This is a genomic window from Leptotrichia sp. oral taxon 223, assembly GCF_013394795.1.
Classification (GTDB): Bacteria; Fusobacteriota; Fusobacteriia; order Fusobacteriales; family Leptotrichiaceae; genus Leptotrichia.
The window spans coordinates 1,191,875-1,215,783 of the sequence record NZ_JABXYU010000001.1; the positions used below are offsets into that span (position 1 = coordinate 1,191,875).

General features: G+C 35.1%; 18 protein-coding genes, 2 tRNA genes, 3 rRNA genes and 1 other RNA gene. 2 read left to right on the forward strand and 22 right to left on the reverse strand.

Going from position 1 to position 23,909, the window contains the following annotated elements; all coding sequences use genetic code 11:
- Positions 1 to 140: 140 nt before the first annotated feature.
- Together nagA and nagB are read right to left on the reverse strand one after the other, a co-directional pair.
- Positions 141 to 1,292: an N-acetylglucosamine-6-phosphate deacetylase gene (gene nagA, locus HW275_RS05905; protein WP_178935666.1), complete on the reverse strand. Its 1,152-nt coding sequence runs from the start codon at positions 1,290 to 1,292 to the stop codon at positions 141 to 143.
- A 15-nt stretch (positions 1,293 to 1,307) separates the two neighbouring features.
- Complete coding sequence (nagB, locus tag HW275_RS05910) at positions 1,308 to 2,141, reverse strand: glucosamine-6-phosphate deaminase (RefSeq protein ID WP_178935667.1); 834 nt, start codon at positions 2,139 to 2,141, stop codon at positions 1,308 to 1,310.
- A gap of 222 nt (positions 2,142 to 2,363) precedes the next feature.
- On the opposite strand from nagB, the gene HW275_RS05915 reads away from it, so the two are divergent.
- Together HW275_RS05915 and rfbC are read left to right on the forward strand one after the other, a co-directional pair.
- Positions 2,364 to 3,569, forward strand: coding sequence for a dTDP-glucose 4,6-dehydratase (locus tag HW275_RS05915; protein ID WP_178935668.1), 1,206 nt, complete (start codon positions 2,364 to 2,366; stop codon positions 3,567 to 3,569).
- A gap of 34 nt (positions 3,570 to 3,603) precedes the next feature.
- Complete coding sequence (gene rfbC, locus HW275_RS05920) at positions 3,604 to 4,176, forward strand: dTDP-4-dehydrorhamnose 3,5-epimerase (protein WP_178935669.1); 573 nt, start codon at positions 3,604 to 3,606, stop codon at positions 4,174 to 4,176.
- A gap of 142 nt (positions 4,177 to 4,318) precedes the next feature.
- On the opposite strand, the gene HW275_RS05925 is transcribed toward rfbC, so the two are convergent.
- From HW275_RS05925 to HW275_RS06025, 20 genes are all read right to left on the reverse strand, one after another.
- A complete protein-coding gene (locus tag HW275_RS05925) occupies positions 4,319 to 5,338 on the reverse strand; it encodes a family 16 glycosylhydrolase (protein ID WP_178935670.1) in 1,020 nt (339 codons plus the stop codon).
- A gap of 251 nt (positions 5,339 to 5,589) precedes the next feature.
- A complete protein-coding gene (locus HW275_RS05930; RefSeq protein ID WP_178935671.1) occupies positions 5,590 to 6,423 on the reverse strand; it encodes a glycosyltransferase family 2 protein in 834 nt (277 codons plus the stop codon).
- Positions 6,424 to 6,823: 400 nt separating this feature from the next.
- A tRNA-Asn gene (locus tag HW275_RS05935) sits at positions 6,824 to 6,900 on the reverse strand.
- Positions 6,901 to 6,916: 16 nt separating this feature from the next.
- Positions 6,917 to 7,029 (reverse strand): 5S ribosomal RNA (gene rrf / locus HW275_RS05940).
- A 61-nt stretch (positions 7,030 to 7,090) separates the two neighbouring features.
- Positions 7,091 to 9,995 (reverse strand): 23S ribosomal RNA (locus HW275_RS05945).
- A gap of 108 nt (positions 9,996 to 10,103) precedes the next feature.
- Positions 10,104 to 11,615: ribosomal RNA gene (locus HW275_RS05950) — 16S ribosomal RNA — on the reverse strand.
- The 16S, 23S and 5S rRNA genes sit together here with 1 tRNA gene alongside, the layout of an rRNA operon.
- A 213-nt stretch (positions 11,616 to 11,828) precedes the next feature.
- Entirely contained in the window at positions 11,829 to 12,554 is a 726-nt protein-coding gene (rsmG, locus tag HW275_RS05955; RefSeq protein ID WP_178935672.1) for a 16S rRNA (guanine(527)-N(7))-methyltransferase RsmG, read from the reverse strand.
- 181 nt (positions 12,555 to 12,735) lie between these two features.
- Positions 12,736 to 14,658 carry a tRNA uridine-5-carboxymethylaminomethyl(34) synthesis enzyme MnmG gene (mnmG, locus tag HW275_RS05960; protein WP_178936419.1) on the reverse strand — a complete coding sequence of 641 codons (1,923 nt, stop codon included), beginning with the start codon at positions 14,656 to 14,658 and terminating at the stop codon, positions 12,736 to 12,738.
- Between the two features lie 201 nt (positions 14,659 to 14,859).
- Positions 14,860 to 15,197: a transfer-messenger RNA gene (ssrA, locus tag HW275_RS05965) on the reverse strand.
- 76 nt (positions 15,198 to 15,273) lie between these two features.
- Entirely contained in the window at positions 15,274 to 15,789 is a 516-nt protein-coding gene (locus tag HW275_RS05970) for a small multi-drug export protein (protein WP_178935673.1), read from the reverse strand.
- Between the two features lie 190 nt (positions 15,790 to 15,979).
- On the reverse strand, positions 15,980 to 16,654 hold the full coding sequence (locus HW275_RS05975) for a cupin domain-containing protein (RefSeq protein ID WP_178935674.1): 675 nt from the start codon (positions 16,652 to 16,654) through the stop codon (positions 15,980 to 15,982).
- Positions 16,655 to 16,854: 200 nt separating this feature from the next.
- The gene (gene gap / locus HW275_RS05980) at positions 16,855 to 17,868 is read right to left on the reverse strand and encodes a type I glyceraldehyde-3-phosphate dehydrogenase (protein WP_178935675.1); all 1,014 of its coding nucleotides are present in this window, start codon (positions 17,866 to 17,868) and stop codon (positions 16,855 to 16,857) included.
- A gap of 213 nt (positions 17,869 to 18,081) precedes the next feature.
- Positions 18,082 to 18,156 (reverse strand) — tRNA-Gln (locus HW275_RS05985).
- 214 nt (positions 18,157 to 18,370) lie between these two features.
- The gene (locus tag HW275_RS05990; RefSeq protein WP_178935676.1) at positions 18,371 to 19,066 is read right to left on the reverse strand and encodes a hypothetical protein; all 696 of its coding nucleotides are present in this window, start codon (positions 19,064 to 19,066) and stop codon (positions 18,371 to 18,373) included.
- Between the two features lie 44 nt (positions 19,067 to 19,110).
- Positions 19,111 to 19,791, reverse strand: a complete 681-nt coding sequence (locus tag HW275_RS05995) for a hypothetical protein (RefSeq protein ID WP_178935677.1) — start codon at positions 19,789 to 19,791, stop codon at positions 19,111 to 19,113.
- A gap of 70 nt (positions 19,792 to 19,861) precedes the next feature.
- Positions 19,862 to 20,551 carry a hypothetical protein gene (locus HW275_RS06000; RefSeq protein WP_178935678.1) on the reverse strand — a complete coding sequence of 230 codons (690 nt, stop codon included), beginning with the start codon at positions 20,549 to 20,551 and terminating at the stop codon, positions 19,862 to 19,864.
- Positions 20,552 to 20,836: 285 nt separating this feature from the next.
- Entirely contained in the window at positions 20,837 to 21,982 is a 1,146-nt protein-coding gene (locus HW275_RS06010; RefSeq protein ID WP_178935679.1) for a DKNYY domain-containing protein, read from the reverse strand.
- Positions 21,921 to 22,934 carry a hypothetical protein gene (locus HW275_RS06015; protein WP_178935680.1) on the reverse strand — a complete coding sequence of 338 codons (1,014 nt, stop codon included), beginning with the start codon at positions 22,932 to 22,934 and terminating at the stop codon, positions 21,921 to 21,923. Before HW275_RS06015 ends, HW275_RS06010 begins: the two co-directional genes overlap by 62 nt.
- Positions 22,935 to 22,970: 36 nt before the next feature.
- Positions 22,971 to 23,114 (reverse strand): hypothetical protein, encoded by a 144-nt coding sequence (locus tag HW275_RS06020; protein WP_178935681.1) that lies wholly within the window; start codon positions 23,112 to 23,114, stop codon positions 22,971 to 22,973.
- Between the two features lie 123 nt (positions 23,115 to 23,237).
- Positions 23,238 to 23,804, reverse strand: a complete 567-nt coding sequence (locus tag HW275_RS06025; RefSeq protein ID WP_021674951.1) for a GNAT family N-acetyltransferase — start codon at positions 23,802 to 23,804, stop codon at positions 23,238 to 23,240.
- Positions 23,805 to 23,909: the final 105 nt, after the last annotated feature.

Here is a 23,909-nt window from a genome sequence, read left to right on the forward strand (position 1 = left end):
ACTTGTTCCAGTTGGATAAATTCAAGACTTTTAATCTCAGCTTTAAAATCGTTCTGCTGTGCTTGCATTTTTTATATTGAACTAATTAAGGCTAAATAAATTTAAGATTTTAATAAAATAGTCACAACTTTAAATTTAATTTATTCATATCTTGTTAAATTTCCCTTGCTTACAGTTCCCTTGACATTAAAATTATCATCAAAATATGTCAAATCCGCAAAATATCCTTCCTTTATAAATCCGTATTTTTCATCCACAGCCACAGCTTCAGCAGGATAGGAAGTAGCCATTCTAAGTGCTTCCTCAAGCGAAACATGCACCTTTTCCACAAGATTTTTTATCCCCTCAATCATAACAAGCGCTGAACCTCCCAAAGTACCTTCTGGCGAAACACATTTTCCATTTTTATACAAAACTCGATTCCCTTCAAACATAAATTCCGTCATATTATCAGTTCCAGCAGGACTAACCGCATCCGTCACAAGATAAAGTCTGTCCTTCAAGATTTTCTTAGCAATTTCCACAGAAGCAAAATCCATATGAAGCCCGTCAACTATTATTCCGCAGTTTGTCGTATCATTGTTAAACAAAAATCCTACTACTCCAGGCTCTCTTGACCCCAGCCCTCTCATTGCATTATACAAATGAGTTCCACAGTTATAATATTCCTTTTTTTCCATACACTCCTTATAAGTCGCATTTGTATGCCCTACAGCAATATTAATCCCTGCTTTCTTCAATTTTTCGAGATGTTCAATTTTAGCCTTTTCAGGTGCAATTGTTATTATTTTTGTAACTTCAGTTCCTGCATCCGCTATTTTTTCTATCATTTCACCAGATAAAACTCTTATGTATTCAGGACGATGAATCCCCTTTTTTTCAACGCTTATATAAGGTCCTTCAATATGAAGTCCCAAAACTCCAATTTCCTCCTTATCTTTCATTTCCTTCATAAGATTCAGAGCCCTTTCAATTTTCTCATCAGGCGAAGTTATAAGTGTAGGCAGAAATGAAGTGCATCCATATCTCTTGTTAGTTTCATTCATTATCTCAAGCGTCTTTCTCGAAATATCATCATTAAACAGCACTCCTCCACATCCATTAATCTGCAAATCAATAAACCCCGGCGACAGCATCATCCCTTTGGTATCAATCACTTCCTGATTTTCTAATTCTTTTTCATCAATCAATGAAAAATCCGTTACTTTCTTTATAAATTTTCCATCCAAAACAACAGCATTTTCATCAATAAACTTTTCCCCATCAAATATCTTTGCATTTTTTATAATCATCTCAACAATTCCTTTCTACTTTGCTAATTCTATTAAATATTTTTTATATTTTTCCAAATCCAAGTTCTTAGCCTCAATTTCCTTAAAATACCTATACGTCTTAACCTTTATATCGGAAACTGCCATTTCATCAATTACTAGAACAGCTCTTCTATGCAGCTGCAAAGCTGAAATTGTCCAGAGATGGTTTACTCCGCCTTCTACCCCGTGATAAACTGCACGAGCCTTTTTATAGCCATTTGCAAGAATCATAACTTCCTTTGATTCCATCAGTGTTCCTACGCCTATTGTCAAGGCCAGCTTTGGCACTTTTTCAATGTTATTGCCAAAAAATCTGGAATTTGCCAAAATTGTGTCGTAAGTAAGATCCTTGTCACGTGTATGCGAAGAAAGCGACGAACCTGGCTCATTAAATGCTATATGCCCATCTTCTCCAACTCCACCTAAAAACAGTTGGATACCGCCAACCTTTTTTATTTTTTCCTCATAATCCTGACATTCCCTTTCCAAATCTTCGGCACATCCATCTAGAATATTTATATTTTCTTTTTTTATATTAATATGCTTAAAAAAGTTTTCATTCATAAAATAATGATAGCTTTGCGGATCTTCCGGCTTTAGCCCCACATATTCATCCATATTGAAAGTTACGACATTTTCAAATGACAATATTTTTTCATTATATAAATTTATTAATTCCTTATAAGTCGCAAGCGGTGTAGAGCCAGTAGGAAGCCCCAGCACAAAAGGCTTATCCTTTGAAGGCTTAAATTTCAATATTTTCTTAGCTATTTGGTATGCACTCCACTTTGCAACTTCATCAGCATTCTTCAAAATAATTACACGCATTTTTTCACATCCCTTAATATTTTTTAAATTTTGATTAAAACACTTATTACTATAATTATATAGTCATTTTTAATTATGTCAAGTCTATTTTTGCTCCAACTTTTACTTTTGATAAAATCTTAGTAATTTTTATTGGAAAAAATCAAAAAAAATTGTATAATTTAATTGGTGATGATAAATAAAAAAACTGTAAATTTTACAGTAAATTAATTAGGAGGAAAAATGAAGACGTATTTAGTGACAGGTGCCGCAGGCTTTATCGGCGCCAACTATTTAAAGTACATTTTAAGAAAATACAGGAATGAAGAGATTAGGGTAATTGTTGTGGATGTGCTAACTTATGCGGGAAATTTAGGCACGATTGCCCACGAAATTAAAGATGAAAGAGTAAAATTTGAAAAAGTTGATATTCGTGACCAAAAGGAAATTGCTAGAATTTTTTCTGAAAATGAAATTGATTTTGTTGTAAACTTTGCAGCCGAATCACACGTTGACCGTTCCATCGAAAATCCACAAATCTTTTTGGAAACAAATATTCTTGGTACACAAAATCTTTTGGAAAATGCTAAAAGAGCATGGACTGTTGCAAAAGATGAAAATGGTTATCCAATTTACAAAGATGGCGTAAAATATTTACAAGTTTCCACAGATGAAGTTTACGGAAGCTTGTCAAAAGACTATGGCACAGCGATTGACCTGGTAATTAACGATGAAGAAGTAAAAAAAGTTGTAAAAAACAGAACAAATTTAAAGACTTATGGAAAAAATTTCTTCACAGAAAAAACTGCACTTGATCCAAGAAGTCCATATTCAGCTTCCAAAGCGAGCGCAGATCACATCGTAATCGCCTACGGTGAAACTTACAAAATGCCAATAAACATCACAAGATGTTCAAACAACTACGGCCCTTACCACTTCCCGGAAAAATTAATCCCGCTTATGATTAAAAACGTGCTGGAAGGCAAGAAATTGCCAGTTTATGGAAAAGGGGACAATGTAAGGGACTGGCTTTATGTGGAAGATCACTGCAAAGGAATCGACTTAGTTTTAAGAAATGCTGATGTTTACGAAATTTATAATATCGGAGGCTTCAACGAGGAGCAAAATATTAACATTGTAAAACTGGTTATCGACATTTTAAAAGAAGAAATAGAAAATAACGATGAATACAAAAAAGTTTTAAAAACTGACTTGCAAAATATAAATTATGATTTAATTACCTATGTTCAAGATAGGCTTGGACACGATATGAGATATGCCATCGACCCTTCAAAAATCGCAAGGGATTTGGGATGGTATCCAGAAACAGACTTTGAAACAGGTATCAGAAAAACTGTAAAATGGTATTTGGAACATCAGGACTGGGTAAATGAAGTAGTTTCAGGAGATTATCAAAAATATTATGAAAAAATGTACAAAAACAAATAATCAAATTTATATTTTTTAAAAAAGGAGAAAATCAATGAATAATTTTACAATAAAGGAAACCCCAATAAAAGGTTTAGTAATAATTGAACCAAAAGTTTTTGGTGACGAAAGAGGATTTTTTATGGAAACTTACAACCAGAAATCCTTTGAAGAATTAGGACTTACAATGAACTTTGTCCAAGACAACCACTCAAAATCCAAAAAAGGCGTTTTACGTGGACTTCATTTCCAGACAAAGCACACTCAGGGAAAATTAGTACGAGTAATAAAAGGAAGTGTCTACGATGTGGCAATTGACTTAAGAAAAGGCAGCGAAACTTTTGGAAAATGGTATGCAGTAAAACTATCTGCCGAAAATAAATTGATGTTCTACGTTCCAGAAGGCTTTGCACACGGCTTTCTAACTCTAGAAGATGAAACAGAGTTCGTCTACAGATGTACTGACTTATATGCTCCAGAATACGACAGCGGGCTTTTATGGAGTGACAAAACTTTAAACATCGACTGGAAATTTGAAGAATTTGGAATAAATCCTGATGAACTGACAATTTCTGAAAAAGACAAAGTTCAGCAGAAATTTGATAAAAACAAAAATTATTTTGAATAAATTTTGAATAATAAAAATAATCTAAAAATTAGCTATTTCTTAACTGAGATAGCTTTTTTCTTTTACAAAAAAAGGCAGAAAAAAACTTCTCTTCAAAAGCCTTCCTGCCTAAATCACTTCTATCTGTACCAATCAAATTAAATTATTTTTTCTGATAAACTCTTACATAATCAACTTTCATTTCTGTCGGAAAATCCACATCCCCGTCTCCTCCTGTTTTCTCACTCAATGCCACATTTATCATTATATAATAAGGCTGTTTAAATGGATTTTGCAGCCCTTTTCTTTCCAGTTCCTTGTAAGAGAATTTCTTATATACTTTGTTGTTAAATAGCCATTTTATTTCCTTGTCATCCCATTCTACTGCATAAGTGTTGAAGTTAGTCAATTTTTCCTTAGACCATTTACCTATTTTATAGTCATTACCCTCAAAGGATTCATAAGTATTGTCACTTTTTAGAACATGAACTGTCCCTGTAACACGGTTCATCTCACCACCATCAGTTTCAACTATATCAATCTCTCCAACTGCTGGCCCTCCCGTAGCTTGAGAATATCCTTCAGGCCACAGCCAAAACGCAGGCCAAGTCCCAATCCCTTTAGGCATAGCCGCCCTCATTTCAATTTTCCCATACTGCACATTATAGAGGTTTCTTGTGTGAATTGCTCCAGAACTATATAAAATCTTTCTATCTACACCATCTATTTTTACTTTTTTATCTGTTTCCTTTTTCAATGTGATAATCATATTCCCATTTTCAATTTTAACATTATCTCTCAAATAATACTGCTTTGCATTAAATCCATACTGATTAACTAAATTCCCATTTTCATCCAAATAATTTCCTGCATTCCAAGGATTTCCATTTTCCCAGTAAGCCCATTTCGTACCATCCAGCTGATTTCCATTAAATTCATCATCCCAAACCAGTTTCCAGCTTTTTCCTCTTACCTTAGAAATAAATCTGTTTAATTTCCCCCTTCTAGAACTTTTCACCTCAACCTCAGCTTTACCCTCTATATCTCCTTTCTTTTGCCGAATTTCACTCGCTGTAACCTCAACTTGCTGAGTACCTGGTATTTCTTGATTTCCCCCTGCAGCAAATACGATATTTCCAGCCAGCACAAACAAAACTGCACTTAAAAAAATCTTTTTTTTCATAATTTTTTCTCCTTTTTCAAATTATCCCTTCCATTTGTAAAAATTTAAAACAATTTTACAACATATACTCAAATATTTTATACTAATTTTCATATAAAATCAACCAATTTTTTTTATTCAAAAAAATTCCAAAACATTCTCTAACTTCTATAAAATCAAATTGACAAAAAAGACAAAAAACTCCTTCTCAAAAGTCTCCCTGTCTAAATCACCTTTATTTCAAATAAATACAAAATAATTTTTATTATAATTTATTTTTTATATTTTATCATACATTCCCTGTTTTTCTCTTTTCTCTCCTTATCAAAAAACCATCCCCACTTATTAAAATACTTTATAGCTGAATTTACGTGCAACATCATCATTTTTCGAGATTTATAAGAGGCTTTCCCATGCTCATGAATTATTTCTGCCTTCGGATAAAAAACAGTCCTATGCTTCTGCCCAATCCGCCTGCACAAATCATAATCCTCCATATACATAAAGTACCTCTTGTCAAACCCGCCAATTTCTTTCAAAACATCTGTCCGTACAAAAATAAAACACCCCGACAAAATCGGAACATCAATTATTTCCTTATAATCATACCATTTCATCTCATAATCATAATCCAACTTCTCAACAATCCACTTCAGTGGTAAAAATCTCCTAAATATCAAATTCACAGGTGACGGCAATAACCTGCAAGACTTTGTCACTTTCCCATCAAGTCCATATATTTTCGGGCCAATTTGCCCAATATTCCTATTTCCCCTCATATAGTCAACAATTTTTTCAATAGTATTTTCCTCAAAAAAAACATCCGCATTCACCATCAAATGAAATTCCGACTCCACCTCCCCCTCGATTAATTTCTTAATAACAACATTATGCCCCGTTCCAAACCCATCATTCGAATTATTAAAAATATACTCAATCCTATCATCTAAAAACCCTTCTATTAACTCTCTCAATTCATCCTTTTCAGAATTATCAGAGATCCACAGCTTAAATCTAAGCCTTATTTTCTGAAAACACCCGATAATTTTCCTCAATTCTTCCTGTCCCGTATTATAAGTAACAATACAAGCTGTAAAATCATACATAAACTAACCTCTATCCATATTTTTTATTCACAAAATTATACCATTTTCCTCTATTTCAAACAACTAAATTTTTTACTAATATTATTCTCCATAAAAAAACGAATGTTTAATAAATTCTGAATTACATAATATTTAAAAAGAAATTAAAACTTTTTACTCGTAATATGTTTTCTATAGTAAAACTATTAAATTTAAAACACCATTAAAAAGTACGAATTTCCTTTCCTGAAAACAAAAAAAGACAAAAAACCTTTTTAAACAAAGTTTTCTTGTCTAGTTAACAATATTCTTGCAGTAATTTACTATCTTGATATTTAGAATAGTATCATTTATTAATATACTGTCCAATACTCTATGTCTTTTTTCTTTAAATCTTTATGATATTTTCACAAAAAAAAAGTGGCGTCCCCGGTTGGACTCGAACCAACGACCCTCTGATTAACAGTCAGATGCTCTAACCGGCTGAGCTACGGAGACACACAAAAGAAAAAAAGTTTGGCAACTGCCTATTTTCCCAGGACGAATCCAAGTATCGTAGGCGTAAGCAGACTTAACTGCCGGGTTCGAAATGTGACCGGGTGTATCCCTGCTGCTAACATCACCAAACTTTAAAAATTAAATTGTCAAGTTAAGACAATGAGAAATAAATAGTAGTAGTAAAAGATTAATTAAAAAGCGGATGTAATATTAGTACCAGTCAGCTGAATGCATTGCTGCACTTACACCCCTGGCCTATCAGCCATGTGTTCTCCATGGATACTGCGAACACTCATCTCAAAGCCGGCTTCCCGCTTAGATGCTTTCAGCGGTTATCCGTTCCAGACGTGACTACCCAGCCATGCCACTGGCGTGACAACTGGTACATCAGAGGTCTGTCCAACCCGGTCCTCTCGTACTAAGGTCAGAACTTTTCAGTATTCAGGCGCCTGCAGTGGATAGGGACCGAACTGTCTCACGACGTTCTGAACCCAGCTCGCGTGCCTCTTTAATGGGCGAACAGCCCAACCCTTGGGACCTTCTCCAGCCCCAGGATGAGACGAGCCGACATCGAGGTGCCAAACACTTCCGTCGATATGGACTCTTGGGAAGTATCAGCCTGTTATCCCCGGGGTAGCTTTTATCCGTTGAGCGACGGTCCTTCCATACGGGACCGCCGGATCACTAACTCCCACTTTCGTGCCTGCTCGACCCGTCAGTCTTGCAGTCAAGCTCCCTTATGCGTTTGCACTCTTAGGCTGATTTCCATCCAGCCTGAGGGAACCTTTGAACGCCTCCGTTACTCTTTTGGAGGCGACCGCCCCAGTCAAACTGCCCATCTAGCACTGTCTCCGTCACCAGATTAGAATTCCGGCGGCATATGGTTGGTATTCCAACGGCGACTCAGCCAAGACTGACGCCTAGGCTTCACAGTCTCCCAACTATCCTATACACACACAGCCAGAACCCAATGCCAGACTACAGTAAAGCTCCACGGGGTCTTTCCGTCCTACTGCAGGTAGCCGGTATCTTCACCGGCATTACAACTTCACCAGGTCTCCAGCCAAGACAGCTCCCAAATCATTTCACCATTCGTGCAGGTCGGAACTTACCCGACAAGGAATTTCGCTACCTTAGGACCGTTATAGTTACGGCCGCCGTTCACCGGGGCTTCAAATCGGATCTCTCAATCCTCCTCTTAACCTTCCGGCACTGGGCAGGTGTCAGCCCATATACGTCGCCTTCCGGCTTAGCATAGACCTGTGTTTTTGGTAAACAGTTGCTTGGGACTCTTCACTGCGGCCTGTTTCCCCTTGAGGTGTTTCTCCCCTCAGGTATGTCAGGCACCCCTTCTCCCGAAGTTACGGGGCTATTTTGCAGAGTTCCTTAGCTAGAGTTATCCTGTCGGCCTCAAGTTTCTCACTCTGTCCACCTGTGTCGGTTTACAGTACGGGCACTATTTCTCATCGATAGAAGTTTTTCTCGGCAGTGTAGGATCTGTGGCTTATGCCAATGCACTTCCCCATCAGGTCTCACATTTAGACACGCGGATTTGCCTGCGTGTCCATGCTGCGCCCTTGGAAAGGCTATTCCGTCAGCCTTCCCACATACCTTCCTGCGTCACTCCGTCTCTCGGGCGATAATAGTGGTACAGGAATATTAACCTGTTTTCCATTCGCCATCACAGTTTTGCTTATGCTTAGGTCCCGACTTCCCCAGGGCGGACAAACCTTCCCCTGGAAACCTTGGACTTCCGGCCGGCGGGATTCTCGCCCGCCTTCTCGCTACTCATTCCTGCATTCTCGCTTCTGATGCCTCCAGGAAGCCTTGCGGCGTCCCTTCGACGGCCTACAGAACGCTCTCCTACCAGGCGTGTGGACACGCCTCCGCAGCTTCGGTTTATGTCTTAGCCCCGTTACATCTTCGGCGCAGATGCTCTCGACCAGTGAGCTGTTACGCACTCTTTCAAGGCATGGCTGCTTCTAAGCCAACCTCCTGGTTGTCTGTGAACATCCACCTCCTTTCCCACTTAGACATAATTAGGGACCTTAGCTGGCGGTCTGGGCTGTTCCCCTCTCGTCCATGGACCTTGTCATCCATGGACTCACTCCTGACGATCAATATACGGTATTCGAAGTTTGCTTGGTTTCGGTAAGCAGTACGCCCCCTAGACCATACAGTGCTCTACCCCCGCATATCTTGGCGTCAAGGCTACACCTAAATGCATTTCGGAGAGAACGAGCTATCTCCTAGTTCGATTGGCTTTTCACCCCTAGACCTGCCTCATCTCCCAACTTTTCAACGGCGGTGAGTTCGGCCCTCCACTGAGTCTTACCTCAGCTTCAGCCTGGACAGGCCTAGATCACTAGGTTTCGCGTCTATGACTGGCGACTTAACGCCCTATTGAGACTCGGTTTCCCTTCGGCTCCGCTTTATTAACCTTGCCACCAATCATAACTCGCAGGATGATTAACCAAAATCCACGCAGTCACACATAAAGTGCTCCTACCGTTTGTAGGCACACGGTTTCAAATTCTGTTTCACTCCCTTGCTCAGGGTTCTTTTCACCTTTCCCTCACGGTACTCTCCACTATCGGTCAACAGCAGTATTTAGCCTTGCGTGACATGGTCCACGCTGATTCACGCCAGATTCCTCGTGCCTGACGCTACTCGGGTGCTTCCAGTCGCCATATGCGCTTCACGCCCTACAGGACTTTCACCTTCTTTGGTTCAGCTTCCCAGCTGATTCCGCTTACATGCATATGGCTTAAACATTATGACAATCCGTTAATGGAAGTCCCACGACCCCGTGCCAGCAACGCTGTCCGCTTGGCGCTGGCACGGTTTAGGCTTCTCCCCGTTCGCTCGCCGCTACTCAGGGAATCGTTTTTACTTTCCTTTCCTCCCGCTACTTAGATGTTTCAGTTCGCGGGCTTACCGTTTTCACGCATATCCTCCAGATATGCAGGTTTGCCCATTCGGAAATCCGGGGATTAACGACTATGTGCGTCTACTCCCGGCTTATCGCAGCTTATCACGTCCTTCATCGGCTGCTGTTGCCTAGGCATCCTCCGTGTGCCCTTGTTAGCTTTTTCTCCAGAATAACTTTTACTCCAGTTCATTGTAATCTTTTACCTACTATTCATTTCCCATTGTCCTGAACAGAGACATAAGAAGAAGCAGCTAGTGAACTGGCTCCTTAGAAAGGAGGTGATCCATCCGCACCTTCCGGTACGGATACCTTGTTACGACTTCACCCCAATCACTGTCCACACCTTAGACGCCTTCCCCCTTGCGGTTGGACCGGCGGCTTCAGGTGCAGACAGCTCTCGTGGTGTGACGGGCGGTGTGTACAAGACCCGAGAACGTATTCACCGCAGCATTGCTGATCTGCGATTACTAGCGATTCCAGCTTCATGAAGCCGAGTTGCAGGCTTCAATCCGAACTTGGACCGGCTTTGCAGGTTCGCTTGGCGTCGCCGCCTCGCAGCTCTCTGTACCGGCCATTGTAGCACGTGTGTAGCCCAGATCATAAGGGGCATGATGACTTGACGTCATCCCCACCTTCCTCCTGCTCTTCGCAGGCAGTCTCGCCAGAGTCCCCAACCTAATGATGGCAACTGGCGATAGGGGTTGCGCTCGTTGCGGGACTTAACCCAACATCTCACGACACGAGCTGTCGACAGCCATGCACCACCTGTCTCTGCGTTCCCGAGGGCACTGCCCGCTCTCGCGGGCATCCGCAGGATGTCAAGATCTGGTAAGGTTCCTCGCGTTGCGTCGAATTAAACCACATGCTCCACCGCTTGTGCGGGTCCCCGTCAATTCCTTTGAGTTTCAGCCTTGCGGCCGTACTCCCCAGGCGGATTACTTATCGCATTAGCTTCGGCACGGACACTCTTCATGCCCACACCCAGTAATCATCGTTTACGGCCGGGACTACCAGGGTATCTAATCCTGTTCGCTCCCCCGGCTTTCGCACTTCAGCGTCAGTTGCCGTCCAGTGAACTATCTTCATCATCGGCATTCCTGCACATATCTACGAATTTCACCTCTACTCGTGCAGTTCCGTCCACCTCTCCAGCACTCTAGCCACGCAGTTTCCAGGGCAGGCCTGCGGTTGAGCCGCAGGTTTTCACCCCAGACTTGCCTGGCCGCCTAGATGCCCTTTATGCCCAATAATTCCGGATAACGCTTGCGACATACGTATTACCGCGGCTGCTGGCACGTATTTAGCCGTCGCTTCTTCTGCAGGTACCGTCACTTGCTTCTTCCCTGCTGAAAGCACTTTACAGCCCGAAAGCCTTCTTCGTGCACACAGAATTGCTGGATCAGGGTTGCCCCCATTGTCCAATATTCCCCACTGCTGCCTCCCGTAGGAGTAAGGGCCGTATCTCAGTCCCCTTGTGGCCGTTCACCCTCTCAGGCCGGCTACCTATCGTCGCCTTGGTGAGCCGTTACCTCACCAACAAGCTAATAGGACGCAAAGCTCTCCTGCAGCATCGCTTTTCATTGCCTGGCACATGCGTGCCGGCAACCGTATCAGGTGTTGTCAGTCGTTTCCGTCTGTTATCCCTGTCTGCAGGGCAAGTTCTTTACGCGCTACTCACCCGTCCGCCTTGGCTAGCCTGCGCAAGCGCAGATTCGCCAAAGACTTGCATGTGTTAAGCATTCTGTCAGCGTTCATCCTGAGCCAGGATCAAACTCTTCATTCAATATATCTTCATATATTTAATTTCACCTTTGTCTTGACGAGAATCTTATTTGCATAAGCATTCTTGACTTTTATCTATCTTTTACACATTATTGCTTCTTCTATTCTTATCTCAATTGTCCTTCGACACAGTTTTGTATCGACAAGATATATATTACCATAATTGGATTTCTTTGTCAACTACTTTTTTTCAAAAAATTTGCATTTTTTGTAATTATAAAGGTTTCTTTACTGGTATTCCTACTTTTCTAGGATATTTTTCGTTTGTTTTTTGAAGTTTTATAATTTCCAATATTATTCTTGGATCTTTGCTTTCTGGAAGTTTAAATTCAAATGTTTTGTTTATTTTTGAATTTAGAATCTTTAAAGCATTTTTTGATTCTTCTATTTCATTTAGATTTAATTTTTGCGGTAAAAAGCGTCCATTTACCTTTATGAACGGAATCATGTATTCCAGTATTATCCTTAAATTTGCTACTCCTCGGCAAAGTGCAACATCAAAACTTTCTCTTTTATCTTTTATCAGTTCTTCAGCACGTTCAAAACTTGTGGTTACATTCTGTAAATTTAATTCTTTTATGACTTCATTTATGAATTCTATTTTTTTCCTTACTGAATCTACTAACAAAAATTTTTTCTCTGGATAGTAAATGGCAAGTACAAATCCAGGAAATCCAGCGCCTGTTCCCACATCGATAAAAGATTTTTCATCATTATTTTTTATAACTTTTGTTAAAAGTAATGAATCTATAAAGTGTTTTTCCAGCATTCCTTTTTTATCCCGAATTGCTGTCAGATTCATGACTTGATTTTTTTTATATAAAAGCTCCAAGAATTCTAGCATTTGGGTTATTTTTTTATCTTCCACTTTAATTTCTGATTTTAAAAGTAAATTCAAGAAATATTCTCTTAAATCATTTCCTTCATTTAAATTTTTCACTTTTTCTCCTTATTTTTTAAAATATTTTCATAATTTGTAAAAGTTTAGAATGCCTAATAATTACAACGTTTTTACAGTTCTAAGTTCTATCATTTTCTACAGTGTTTTTGTAACAAAAGTTTAATATTTTAGATAAAAACACTGTATTCAGTCAAGTTTTGCATTATTACTTTGCAATCACCTATTTTAAAACTCCGTCCAGATACATTAATAGTACTGAAATATCTGCCGGTGTTACTCCAGACATTCTGGAAGCCTGCCCCACATTATATGGCTGGTTTTCCTTTAATCTCTGTTTTGCTTCTCTTGTAATTCCTTTCATGTTATCATAGTCAAAGTTCTTGGGAATTCTTTTGTCGTCCATTTTTTTTTGTTTTTCCATAATTTGCGTGGCTTTGGCGATGTAGCCCTCATATTTTATCTGAACTTCGATTTGATATTCTGTTTCATCGTCAAAACTTAAATTTGGTACATTTTCAATGCTTTCAGCGATATATTTTATATCCTGATACGTAACTTTTGGACGGCGTAAGATTTCCTTTAAAGTAGTTCCGCTTTTTAGGCTTTCACCGTATTTATCAAGAATTTCCATTAGTCTTTGATTACTGCTTCCTAGTTTTATATTTTCAAGGTTTTCTATTGTTTCCTTAACATTTTTTTTCTTTTTCTGTACAATATCATAATATTTTTTATCAAGAAGTCCGATTTTAAAAGCCTTTTCAGAAAGTCTTATATCAGCATTGTCTTCACGTAAAATAAGGCGGAACTCAGATCTTGCGGTAAACATTCTGTATGGCTCAAACAATTCCTTATTTATTAAATCGTCTATCATTGTCCCAATGTATGAACTTTCCCTGTCTAAAATAAACGGTTCTTGTCCTTTTATCTTTAAAGAGGCATTAATTCCAGCGATAATTCCCTGAGCAGCCGCTTCTTCATAACCGCTTGTACCATTTAACTGTCCAGCCAAATAAAGCCCCTTTACTTTACGAGTTTCAAGAGTGTAGTCAAGTTCGCTAGGGTTTACAATATCATATTCCACAGCATACCCATATCGCATTATATGGGCGTTTTCCAGTCCATCAATTGTATTTACTATCTTCTGCTGCAAACTAGCGGGATAACTTGTGGAAAGTCCACTTATGTAGACTTCCGCCGTGGCAAATCCTTCTGGCTCCAAAAATAGATGATGGCTATCCTTATCATTAAATTTTACAACTTTATCTTCAATTGACGGGCAGTATCTTGGCCCTGTGCTACTTATGCTTCCATTATACATTGGTGCTTTGTCCAGATTATCAAGTATTATTTTATGCGTTGTTTCATTTGTCCGTGTTAAATAGCAGGATAATTGAGGTTTTTCTAAAACTTCACTATTTGGAGTTCTCATTGAAAATTTTAATGGAATACCTGTTATTCCTGGCTGTTTTTCCAATTTTTCCAGATTTAATGTTCTAATATCAAGTCTAGGCGGTGTCCCTGTCTTGAATCTATCCATTTTAAATCCTAACGATTTTAAGGAATCTGTAAGGTCATCTGCTGATAACTCTCCCATTCTTCCACCTTTCACCCTTTTATCTCCAATGTATAAAAGTCCTCTCAAGAATGTTCCTGTTGCAAGTACAACCGCTTTGGCAAAAAATTCCATTCCTGTCTTAGTTCTTATCCCTTTTATAACTTTTTCAGTTCTTCTAGAATCACTTTCAAAAATTTCAACTTCTTCAACGATTAATTCTGTGACAATATCTTGAACAGCATCTAAATTTTGCTGACTTTCTATTGTTTTCTTCATCTCCCTTGCATAAATTTTTCTATCCGCCTGAGCCCTTAATGAACGAACTGCCGGTCCTTTTTTCGTATTCAGAATTCTCATTTGTACAAAGCTTTTGTCCATATTTCGTCCAATTTCTCCGCCTAGCGCATCAACTTCCTTAGCCAAATGGCTTTTTGCAGGCCCTCCAACTGATGGATTACAGGACATAACACCTATATTATCTAGCGTTATTGTAAAAATGGCTGTATTCAGCCCTAATCTTGCTGATGCCAATGCCGCTTCAATCCCTGCGTGCCCAGCACCAACTACAATTACATCATAATTTCTCATTTTATTTATAAATTGTAATTTTTTATTTTCAAAATAATACTTTGACTTAAAATTACATTCTCCTTTCAATTCCAGTTCTTTTTATAAATCCATTATATATTAATATTTTGTTTTTTTCAATAAAGTATTTTTCAAAAAAGAAAAAACGAGTCATACAACCCGTTCTTATTTATTTAATTAATTATATTTTATTTTCTGTTTTGGTGGAAATGACGGGAATCGAACCCGTGTCCAAAATAAAAGTCCTTACTATCTTCTACAAGTTTAGTCTATTTAACGCTTTAACCGTTAGATATTAAACAGACAAAAGTCTAAAGGCGAGATTATAAGATTTCCTCAAATGACATAATCATACATTTGAGTAAGCCATTAAAAATGACATCATCTAATGGAAAAATGGCGTTTCCAAAAGAGATGAGCCGCTATCTTAGGCAGCTAATGCGTAATTATCGTTTCCGATTATTTTTAAGTTGGATTTTAAAGCTCCCGCTTACTTGCCAATAATAATCTTTTTATCCTGTCGAAACCAAAACATTCCCTTAATTATTCATTTTTTAACTTTCAAGTCATTCTACCACAAAAACATTTATTTTTCAACAGCAATTTTAAATTCTTTTAATGTTTTGGTGCAAAAAGGCTTATTACACCATAAGATGCTAAAGTCATTATTACTGCGGCTATTATTACTCCCAGCACAATATAAAAAAACGATTTTTTTCTCTCAAACTGAAGCAATGCCGCAATTAATGCACCTGTCCAAGCACCTGTTCCTGGAAACGGAATTGCCACAAACAGCATTAATCCAATAAATTCCCCAGTTGCTAACCCTTCACTCCGTTTTTTCGCACGATTTTCTATTTTTTCAACAAATTTTACCATAATATTATGTTTTTTCATAAATTCAAAGGCTTTTACTGAAAACAGCAGAATAAATGGTACAGGAAGCATATTTCCAATAATCGAAACAATCATATTTAAGTACCAGGGCAATCCAATAGCCGCTCCAATCGGTATTGCACCACGAAGCTCAATTATAGGCAGCATTGATATAAGAAATATTCCAATCACTTTGTTTAAAAGTGGAGCTCCAATTAAAGTTACCTTTATAAAATTTTTAAAAGATTCCATCATTTTTATTTTTCAATTTCTCCCTTATAGTTTATTTACGTTGATTTGAGATAACGTATAATCTTTTTGTCAAAATAAATTTTCGTATAAAAAGCTGTATAAAAGGACTTCACTATATCTATACAGCTTTTCATTTAATATGTAATTTTTTTCAATAAAATTATCATCTTATAAAAAATAAAGTTACAAGTTTTTATTCTTTAACAAGTATTAATAACATTTTAAAATTTTCTGTTTCAGCTTCTACAGCATGAGGTATATTTGCTGGAAGAACCGCACTTTCACCTTTTTTCACAACAAACGGTTTCCCATCAACATAATATTTCCCCTCTCCATCAAGTACAGTAACTAAAGCATCTCCTGGAGCTTTGTGTGGATCAAGGCTCTCACCTTTCCAAAAAGACATAACTGTCATTACCAAATTTGGTTTTGCCACCAAATTTTTGCTTACAATTTTTCCCTCCTGATAGTCAACAATTTCAGAAAGATTAAATGCACTTGCACTTTCCAGCATTTTTAATGTCGTATTTTCCATATTTTTATCTCCTATCTTTTCTCCAACTTCAATTAATTTCAAATTATTTCTTGCCTCAATCGAATAATTATGATTTGCCGCTATTTCCAAAAAATCTCCTCTAGAAATCATTTTTTTACTATTTTCAATAAAAATCTCTCCGTTGCCGTTAAAACAGTAATAATATCTGTTTCCAAGCATGGTTTCTGCTGTTATTTCCTCATCTTTTGCCAAAGAAAATAAAGAAATATAGCTGTTTGGCTGATTTAAAATTCTCATGCTTACAACTTCAGCTTCCTTAGATGTGATAAGTTCATTAAAATTTATCGGTTTTGCCATTTCTATTTTAACCATAAATCTCTCCTTTGTTGCTTTAAAATAGTTTCTAAATAATTTTGTTATAGTATAACATATATTTTACAAAATATAAATTAATTTTTTTTTCAAGAAAATCTGAAATGATGAAAAGAAAAATTAGAAATAAAAATAAAAAGAAAACCGACTATTCCTAGCCGATTTTCAAAGTTAATTTTTAAGATTTCTGTTTAAATCAATTATTTAGCAATTTTGCTTGCGAAGTATCCTAAAGTTCTGATTAATTGAGAAGTATAAGACATTTCGTTGTCATACCAAGATACTGTTTTAACTAATTGAGCATCTCCATTTTGAACAATTTTAGTTTGAGTTGCATCAAATAATGATCCAAAGTGAATTCCAACAATGTCAGAAGATACTAATGGTTCTTCAGTGTATCCGAATGATTCATTAGCTGCTGCTTTCATTGCTGCATTTACTTCATCAACAGTTACTTTTTTGTTTAAGATAGATACTAATTCAGTTAATGAACCAGTTGGAACAGGTACTCTTTGAGCAGCTCCATCTAATTTTCCGTTTAATTCAGGTACTACTAATCCAATTGCTTTTGCGGCTCCTGTTGAGTTAGGTACGATATTTACTGCAGCAGCTCTTGCTCTTCTTAAGTCACCTTTTCTGTGAGGTGCATCTAATGTGTTTTGGTCTCCTGTGTAAGCGTGGATAGTTGTCATTGTTCCAGTTACGATTCCAAATTTATCATTTAATGCTTTAGCCATTGGTGCTAAACAGTTAGTTGTACAAGAAGCTCCTGAAATAACTGTTTCTGAACCATCCAAGATTTCGTGGTTTACATTGTAAACTACAGTTTTAACATCATTTCCACCAGGTGCAGTAATAACTACTTTTTTAGCTCCTGCTTTTACGTGTTTTTCAGCTTTTTCTTTAGTTGCAAAGAAACCTGTTGCTTCTAATACTACGTCTACTCCTAATTTTCCCCAAGGTAATTTTTCAGGATCAGCTTCTGCGAAAACTTTAATTTCATTTCCGTTTACTACGAAAGCTCCTTCTTTAACTTCAATAGTTCCATTGAATCTTCCTTGAGATGAATCATATTTGAATAAGTGTGCTAACATTTTAGCATCTGTTAAGTCATTAATTGCTACAACTTCAAATTTATCTGTTTGTTCAGACATTAATCTCAATGCTAATCTCCCGATTCTTCCAAATCCATTAATTGCTACTTTAACTGCCATTTTAATAATACCTCCTAAAAATTTTAATATATATTAATAATATATTGTTTCTTACAATTTGAGTATACCATATTTTTTTTGAATTTTCAACAGTCAGAAATTAATAAAATTTTATATTGTGATTATTAAAAAATTATATAAGTTTTATATTTTCTAAATACAAAAAAAACTGCCAAAAAACAGCAGCTATACATTACATAATTTATATTAAAATGGCTGGGCTGAATGGATTCGAACCATTGCATGCTGGAGTCAAAGTCCAGTGCCTTACCGCTTGGCGACAGCCCAACAACATTTCCTAAGACAAGAATTATTATACAAAAAAATTTCCATTTTGTCAACACTTTATTTTACAATTTTCAAAATTATTTTTTGGGGGTGTATTGTCAAGTCAAGTAATATGTAACACCGAAAATGTAAATAAGATACTGTCCTGTAACTTATAAACAAAACAGTATCTTACATGCATAGCATACTAAAAAACTCTTTTTAAACCTACTTTTTATTTAATACCCTTCAATGTTTTTTCTAAACTATCCACTTCCCATTTCCCATTCACTTTTTTCAATGTTGCTGGCACATTTTCAATTAGAATCTCTTCTTCTTTAATTTTTTTCGCTTCTGCTTCAAACATTTTTATTCTTTTAGTTATTGCGATACTGTAGTAATTTCGTTTTAACGGCTCATTTCCTTTAGTTTTCATAAGTTCTTCCAGTTCGCTTACACTGCCAATTTTAGCCTTTTCCATAATTTGTTTTTCTGTTTCATCATCTATATCTAACATATCTGGAACATCTTTCAAATTTTTAGACTTTATATCGTAAACGACTTCCACTTCATCGTCAGAAAGATGATCTATCTGCTTTACATCAAATCTTAACGGTGTTTCCCTTGCTGTAATTCTTGAAATTGATCTTACATATTTATCTACAATTTCGTGTTTCAATGCATTGCTTATAATATAATCCTTTTTAAACAGCCTATTGTAAGCTTCCTTTTCCAATTTTCTTTCATTATCTTGTATCCCGGCATTTACAATTGTGAAAAAAAACGATTGCAATCTGCTTATAAGCGCCTTCTTAATTTCCATGTTTTCTTCTTCCACTGTTCTTGCCGGCACATTTTGCTGCACTCGACTATTTGCCGCAAATGTATTTCCCATCACTGCCACCATAATTAAAAATAATATTTTTTTCATCTTTATTCTCCTTATTTTTTAATTTATTTCTGTTAAACCTGTTTCTAATTGTCTGTATCTTGAACTTGCCATTTACCGTTTACTTTTTTAAGTGTAGCTGGTATATCTTCTACCAAAACCTCTTCATCTTTAACTTCACGGATATTTTGATTAATAATTTTTGCTGTTTCCTCTATTGCTATATTATAAAATTTACGTTTTATTTCATCATTTCCTTTATTTTTTAAGATACTTTCCATTTTATCCATACTGTATCCCATTCTTTTTAAAACTCTTTCTCCCAAAATGCCCTCTTTACCGCTTATACTCAAAATATTTTCTGTATTTTTTGCTTTTGTATCATATAAAATTTCAACTTCATTTTCTGAAATCCGATTAACTTTTTTCACTACAATTTTAAGATCCAATCCTTTTAAGGACAAATCTATCAAAGTTTTCAAAAATTTTTGTGCCATTTCTTTTTTCAAAGATTCACTGACATTATAACCTTCATTAAATAAGTTCTCATATGCTATTTTTTTCAATTCTTCACTTTTAGAAAGCTCTGCCTTTATAGAATCATTTATCGGCTGTTCCACATCATTTTTTATCGCTCTTTCAAATTCTGTCTTCTCACTTTCCGATACCTGACTTACCGTTCCAGTATTTTTACTACTTCGTGATGTAGGTGCTGTAAAGCTGTTTCCTGCTATCACCAGCATAATTAAAAACAATATTTTTCTCATAAGATCTCCTCCATTTTATATTTATTTTTATTTCCACTAAAATTATAACCTAATTTTTAAAACCTTTTAATTATTGATTTAAATCCACTTGCCATTTCCCATTCACTTTTTTAACTGTAACTGGTATATTCTCTACCATGTTTTCTTCCTCTTTTGTCTTTCTTATTTCTTCATTAAGGAAATTTACCACTTCTTCCAGCATTACATAATAATATTTTTTCTTTAATTCTTCATTTCCTTTGTTTCTCATGATCTTTTCTGCTGCATCCATATCTTTGAGTCCTATCTTTGTCAAAAATTGTCTTTCCATCTTTTCATCAAAGTCCAGCAAATCCCAAACTTTGTCTAAATTTTTCACTTTCATATCACAATTTACCTGAACTTCATTTTGAGAAATATAATTAATTTTTTTAACTGCAATTCTTGGTTTCATTCCATTGATTACAATTTTTATTATTTCATCTGTATATTTTTTCCCAATTTCTTTTCTCGCAGCATCGCTTATAACGTATTCCTTTGGAAACAGGCTGTCTATCGGAATTTTTGAAGACTGCTTATTAATTTCTGTTAGCACAGCATTCCTAACTGTGTTCATAAATGGCTGCATTCCAACTTGAACAGCATCTTCGATTTCCTTTCTTTCACTTTCGGATATTCTGCTTGACGCTGTCGTTCTAGCACTTTTACCCTTCTGTGATGCTGGTGCCGCAAATGTATTTCCCATTACCGCCAGCATTAGTGCAAATAATACTTTTTTCATAAATTCTCCTCACTATATCTTTTAGTTTTCTTATAAAAGTATAACATATTTTTATAAAATATTAAAATTAAAAATTATTTTAAAACACAAAAACTTACGAAAAAATAATTTATGTGATACAATACAGGAAATTTATGATTTAGAAGGAGGGATTTAATGCCTAGAAACAAGAAAGAAGGAATTATTTTTGGAATTACAATGTGTTTTTTAATGGTTTGCTGAATGAGTGCCTATAATTTGGCTCTTGTTGGAAAATTGAGATTACACAAAATTATGGACACTCTCTTAAAAAGTTTTGATTGTACATTTTAAATATTCGTGATTTTTATCTTTTACTGTTCCTTTATTTATGCTATATCTCTCGTCTCTTGAAGTTTTAAAACTTTCATAATCTGCACCCTTTAATATTTTCCCATTACAATAAACATGGTCTTTATCTTTTGCGTAAGAAAATCCCTCTGCATCCATATTCTCAAATATTGTAAACGAATTTTTATCTGCAAAAACTTTAATTGGGTATTTATTTATTCTAAAAATATCATAAAAATAAATATTATTCCTATCTTTCGCATAACCATTTCCTATAACTTCAAACGTTTTTGTATCTGCACCTTCTAATTTTACAAAATCATCTATTTCTGAATTATAGTAATAGATACTTTTCTTATCTTTTATAAATTCATACTCCAAAGGTTTAAACGTTTTTTTATCAATATTTTTTAATTCCTTCGCTCTGTATTCATTTAGCCATCCATCAGACAAAAAATATAATTTTTTATTATTCTCAAAAAATATTTTGTTATGTTTCAAATTTTCATTTATAAACTTAAAATCTTTAGCAGGAGGTGTTCCTGTTATTTTTTTCATAGAAAAATATGGGCCATGATAACCTTGTTCAACAATAATTTCCCCTGTTCCAAATATATAAATTTTGTCCTTATCTATTGCAACGTCTTCAGATATTAACTTAAATGTATTATAATCCACTCCTTTTAGTTCATTAATTAATGTTCCATAAATAGCAAATATTCTTTCCCCATCTTTCAAAAAATATTTTTTCTCTACTATATTTTTTACATTTGGTTTAATCAATTCAAGATTTTTAAAATTTATTTTTAATTTTTCTTGTTTAATATTTACAAGATTTTCTGCATTTTTTACTTTTATACCTAAATAATAAACACCTTCATCGTCTACTGAAATTTCATCATTTAATCTTCTTCTTCCTTTGCTTATTTCTATATCATACTCTTTATTTCCAAAAACTTTCCATTTATTACTAACATTCCCCGTAAATGATAAATTTCCTATAAAAAATAATAAAACAAATATTTTGAAAAACTGTCTTTTCATAATCTGCACTCCTTTTTTAATCACATCTTTTACCAAACTCATCATATTCTTCTCTTGCAACACTCTCACTATTTTCATCAAAAAAAATCCAGTTATAAAACTTTCTCCCATCTCGTATAACACCTTTTATAACTGCCTTTTCTCTCAAATTATCGTCTTTTCCCTTACTAAACCATTTATTGAAATAACGAAGAAAATTATTTTTTATTTCCACAAAATCTGTAATTTCTATTTTTGCATTTATTTTTCTCCCATTTAACCTGTAAATCGAAACATCTTTTTCAAAATCTTTTTCTTCAATTTCAATAATATTATTTTCTACTTCCAATTTTTTCCATTTCTTTAGATTATTCCATTCTTCCAAAGTCATTTTTATCATATCAAAATCTTTAATCGGCTTAAAATCACGAAATTCTACAATTGTGTATTCTCTAATAAATTTTTCCATTTCTTTCTTTTCCAAAAACTCGCCATTCTCAAAGACAATCCTATTCACATTATTTTCTTCAATAAATTCCATTATCTTCTCAAAACCAATTTCCCGTGTTACAACATCATCAGAAATTTCTATTTTTTCTTTCCAAATTGATTTATACAGCCCAACTTTTTTCAGTTCTATCCGAAATTCCTTCTTGTTTATTTTTTCTCCCACTTTTATTTTCTCAAGAAGTTCAATTAATTTTTTTGAAAAATCAACCTTATTTTTATGAATTATTTCTTTCAAATATCTAATTGTGCTGTTTCTCAAAATATCATAATTTCCTAAAATTTCATTTTTCAATTTTTCATCATTCGTAACTTCATTTTCATAACATTTCCACGAATAATCCTGCCCATCAAAACAATGAAATATTTTATCTCCCTTTTCTTTCTCAAAATCATAATAAGAACAGCTATACAGCGGATCATCTTCCCTTCTCAAATCAAATGCCACATAATTTTTATCTTCTTTTGCTTCCCCAATATGCAAAAAACATTCCGCCTCAAAAAAAGAATCATTTTTCTGATTTTCAAGTTTTATAATTTTCATATTTTTTTAAATCCTTACGCAATAAATAACATTTTATTACTTAATTTTATTTAACATCTCTTCAAATTTTTCAACATCTTTAAACTTCCACTCATTCCCGATTTTATTTAATTCATTTGTCACTTTATCTATCATATAATTTTTAGGATTTCGCACTCCTTCTCTTAACATTTCATTCATTATATCTTTTCGTTTTTTTATACTTTGATGTGACGATGAATAAGACTTCTTTCTCTATAATTTTTTGTATTTTTTGATTGACTGTTTCCTTGAATTTTAACTATATTTTTTAATCTATCCTTTTTATTTATGAATTATCCAATAGTCTTTATATGAATATCCATCATGTGTTCCTACTAAAAAATTATCCGATTTTGTAAAACCAATACCCGATGCTGCGGACATTCTTTCAATGGCATAATTAGGAACTTTAGTAATAACTTCTTCGCAATCAAATAGTTCAAAAGTCGGAGAAACTATAAGCTCCAAAATTTCTTTAATAACTTCTTCTTTTTCATATTCGCTTTTCAAATCCAGTCTAAGTACGCCCATTCCATTAAACTTATCTTCTGATGTTCTATTAAACAGTTCAATAGTTCCAATTACTTTTAGTGAAATCTTATCAATGATAACCCAACGAACGAACCATTTTGTCTGATATGATTTTAGCCAAAAATCAATAGCCTGTTCCATCTTATCTTTTGTTGGATAGTAGAAATTATCACCATCACAATTATCACTATTAAAAAATGGCAATGAATTTTTGTCACTATAAACTGCGAATAAATCTTCTACATCATCTTTATCTACAAATCGGAGTAAAAATTTTTCACTTTCAAATTTAGGAACATTCTCATATATATTTGACATAGTTTAGTCCTCCTAACCAATATATCTCTCCTCAAATTTGTTATATATTATACCATTTTTAAGCCATTTTTTCTACCGTCAGATTTCCTACTTGCTTTCAGGACT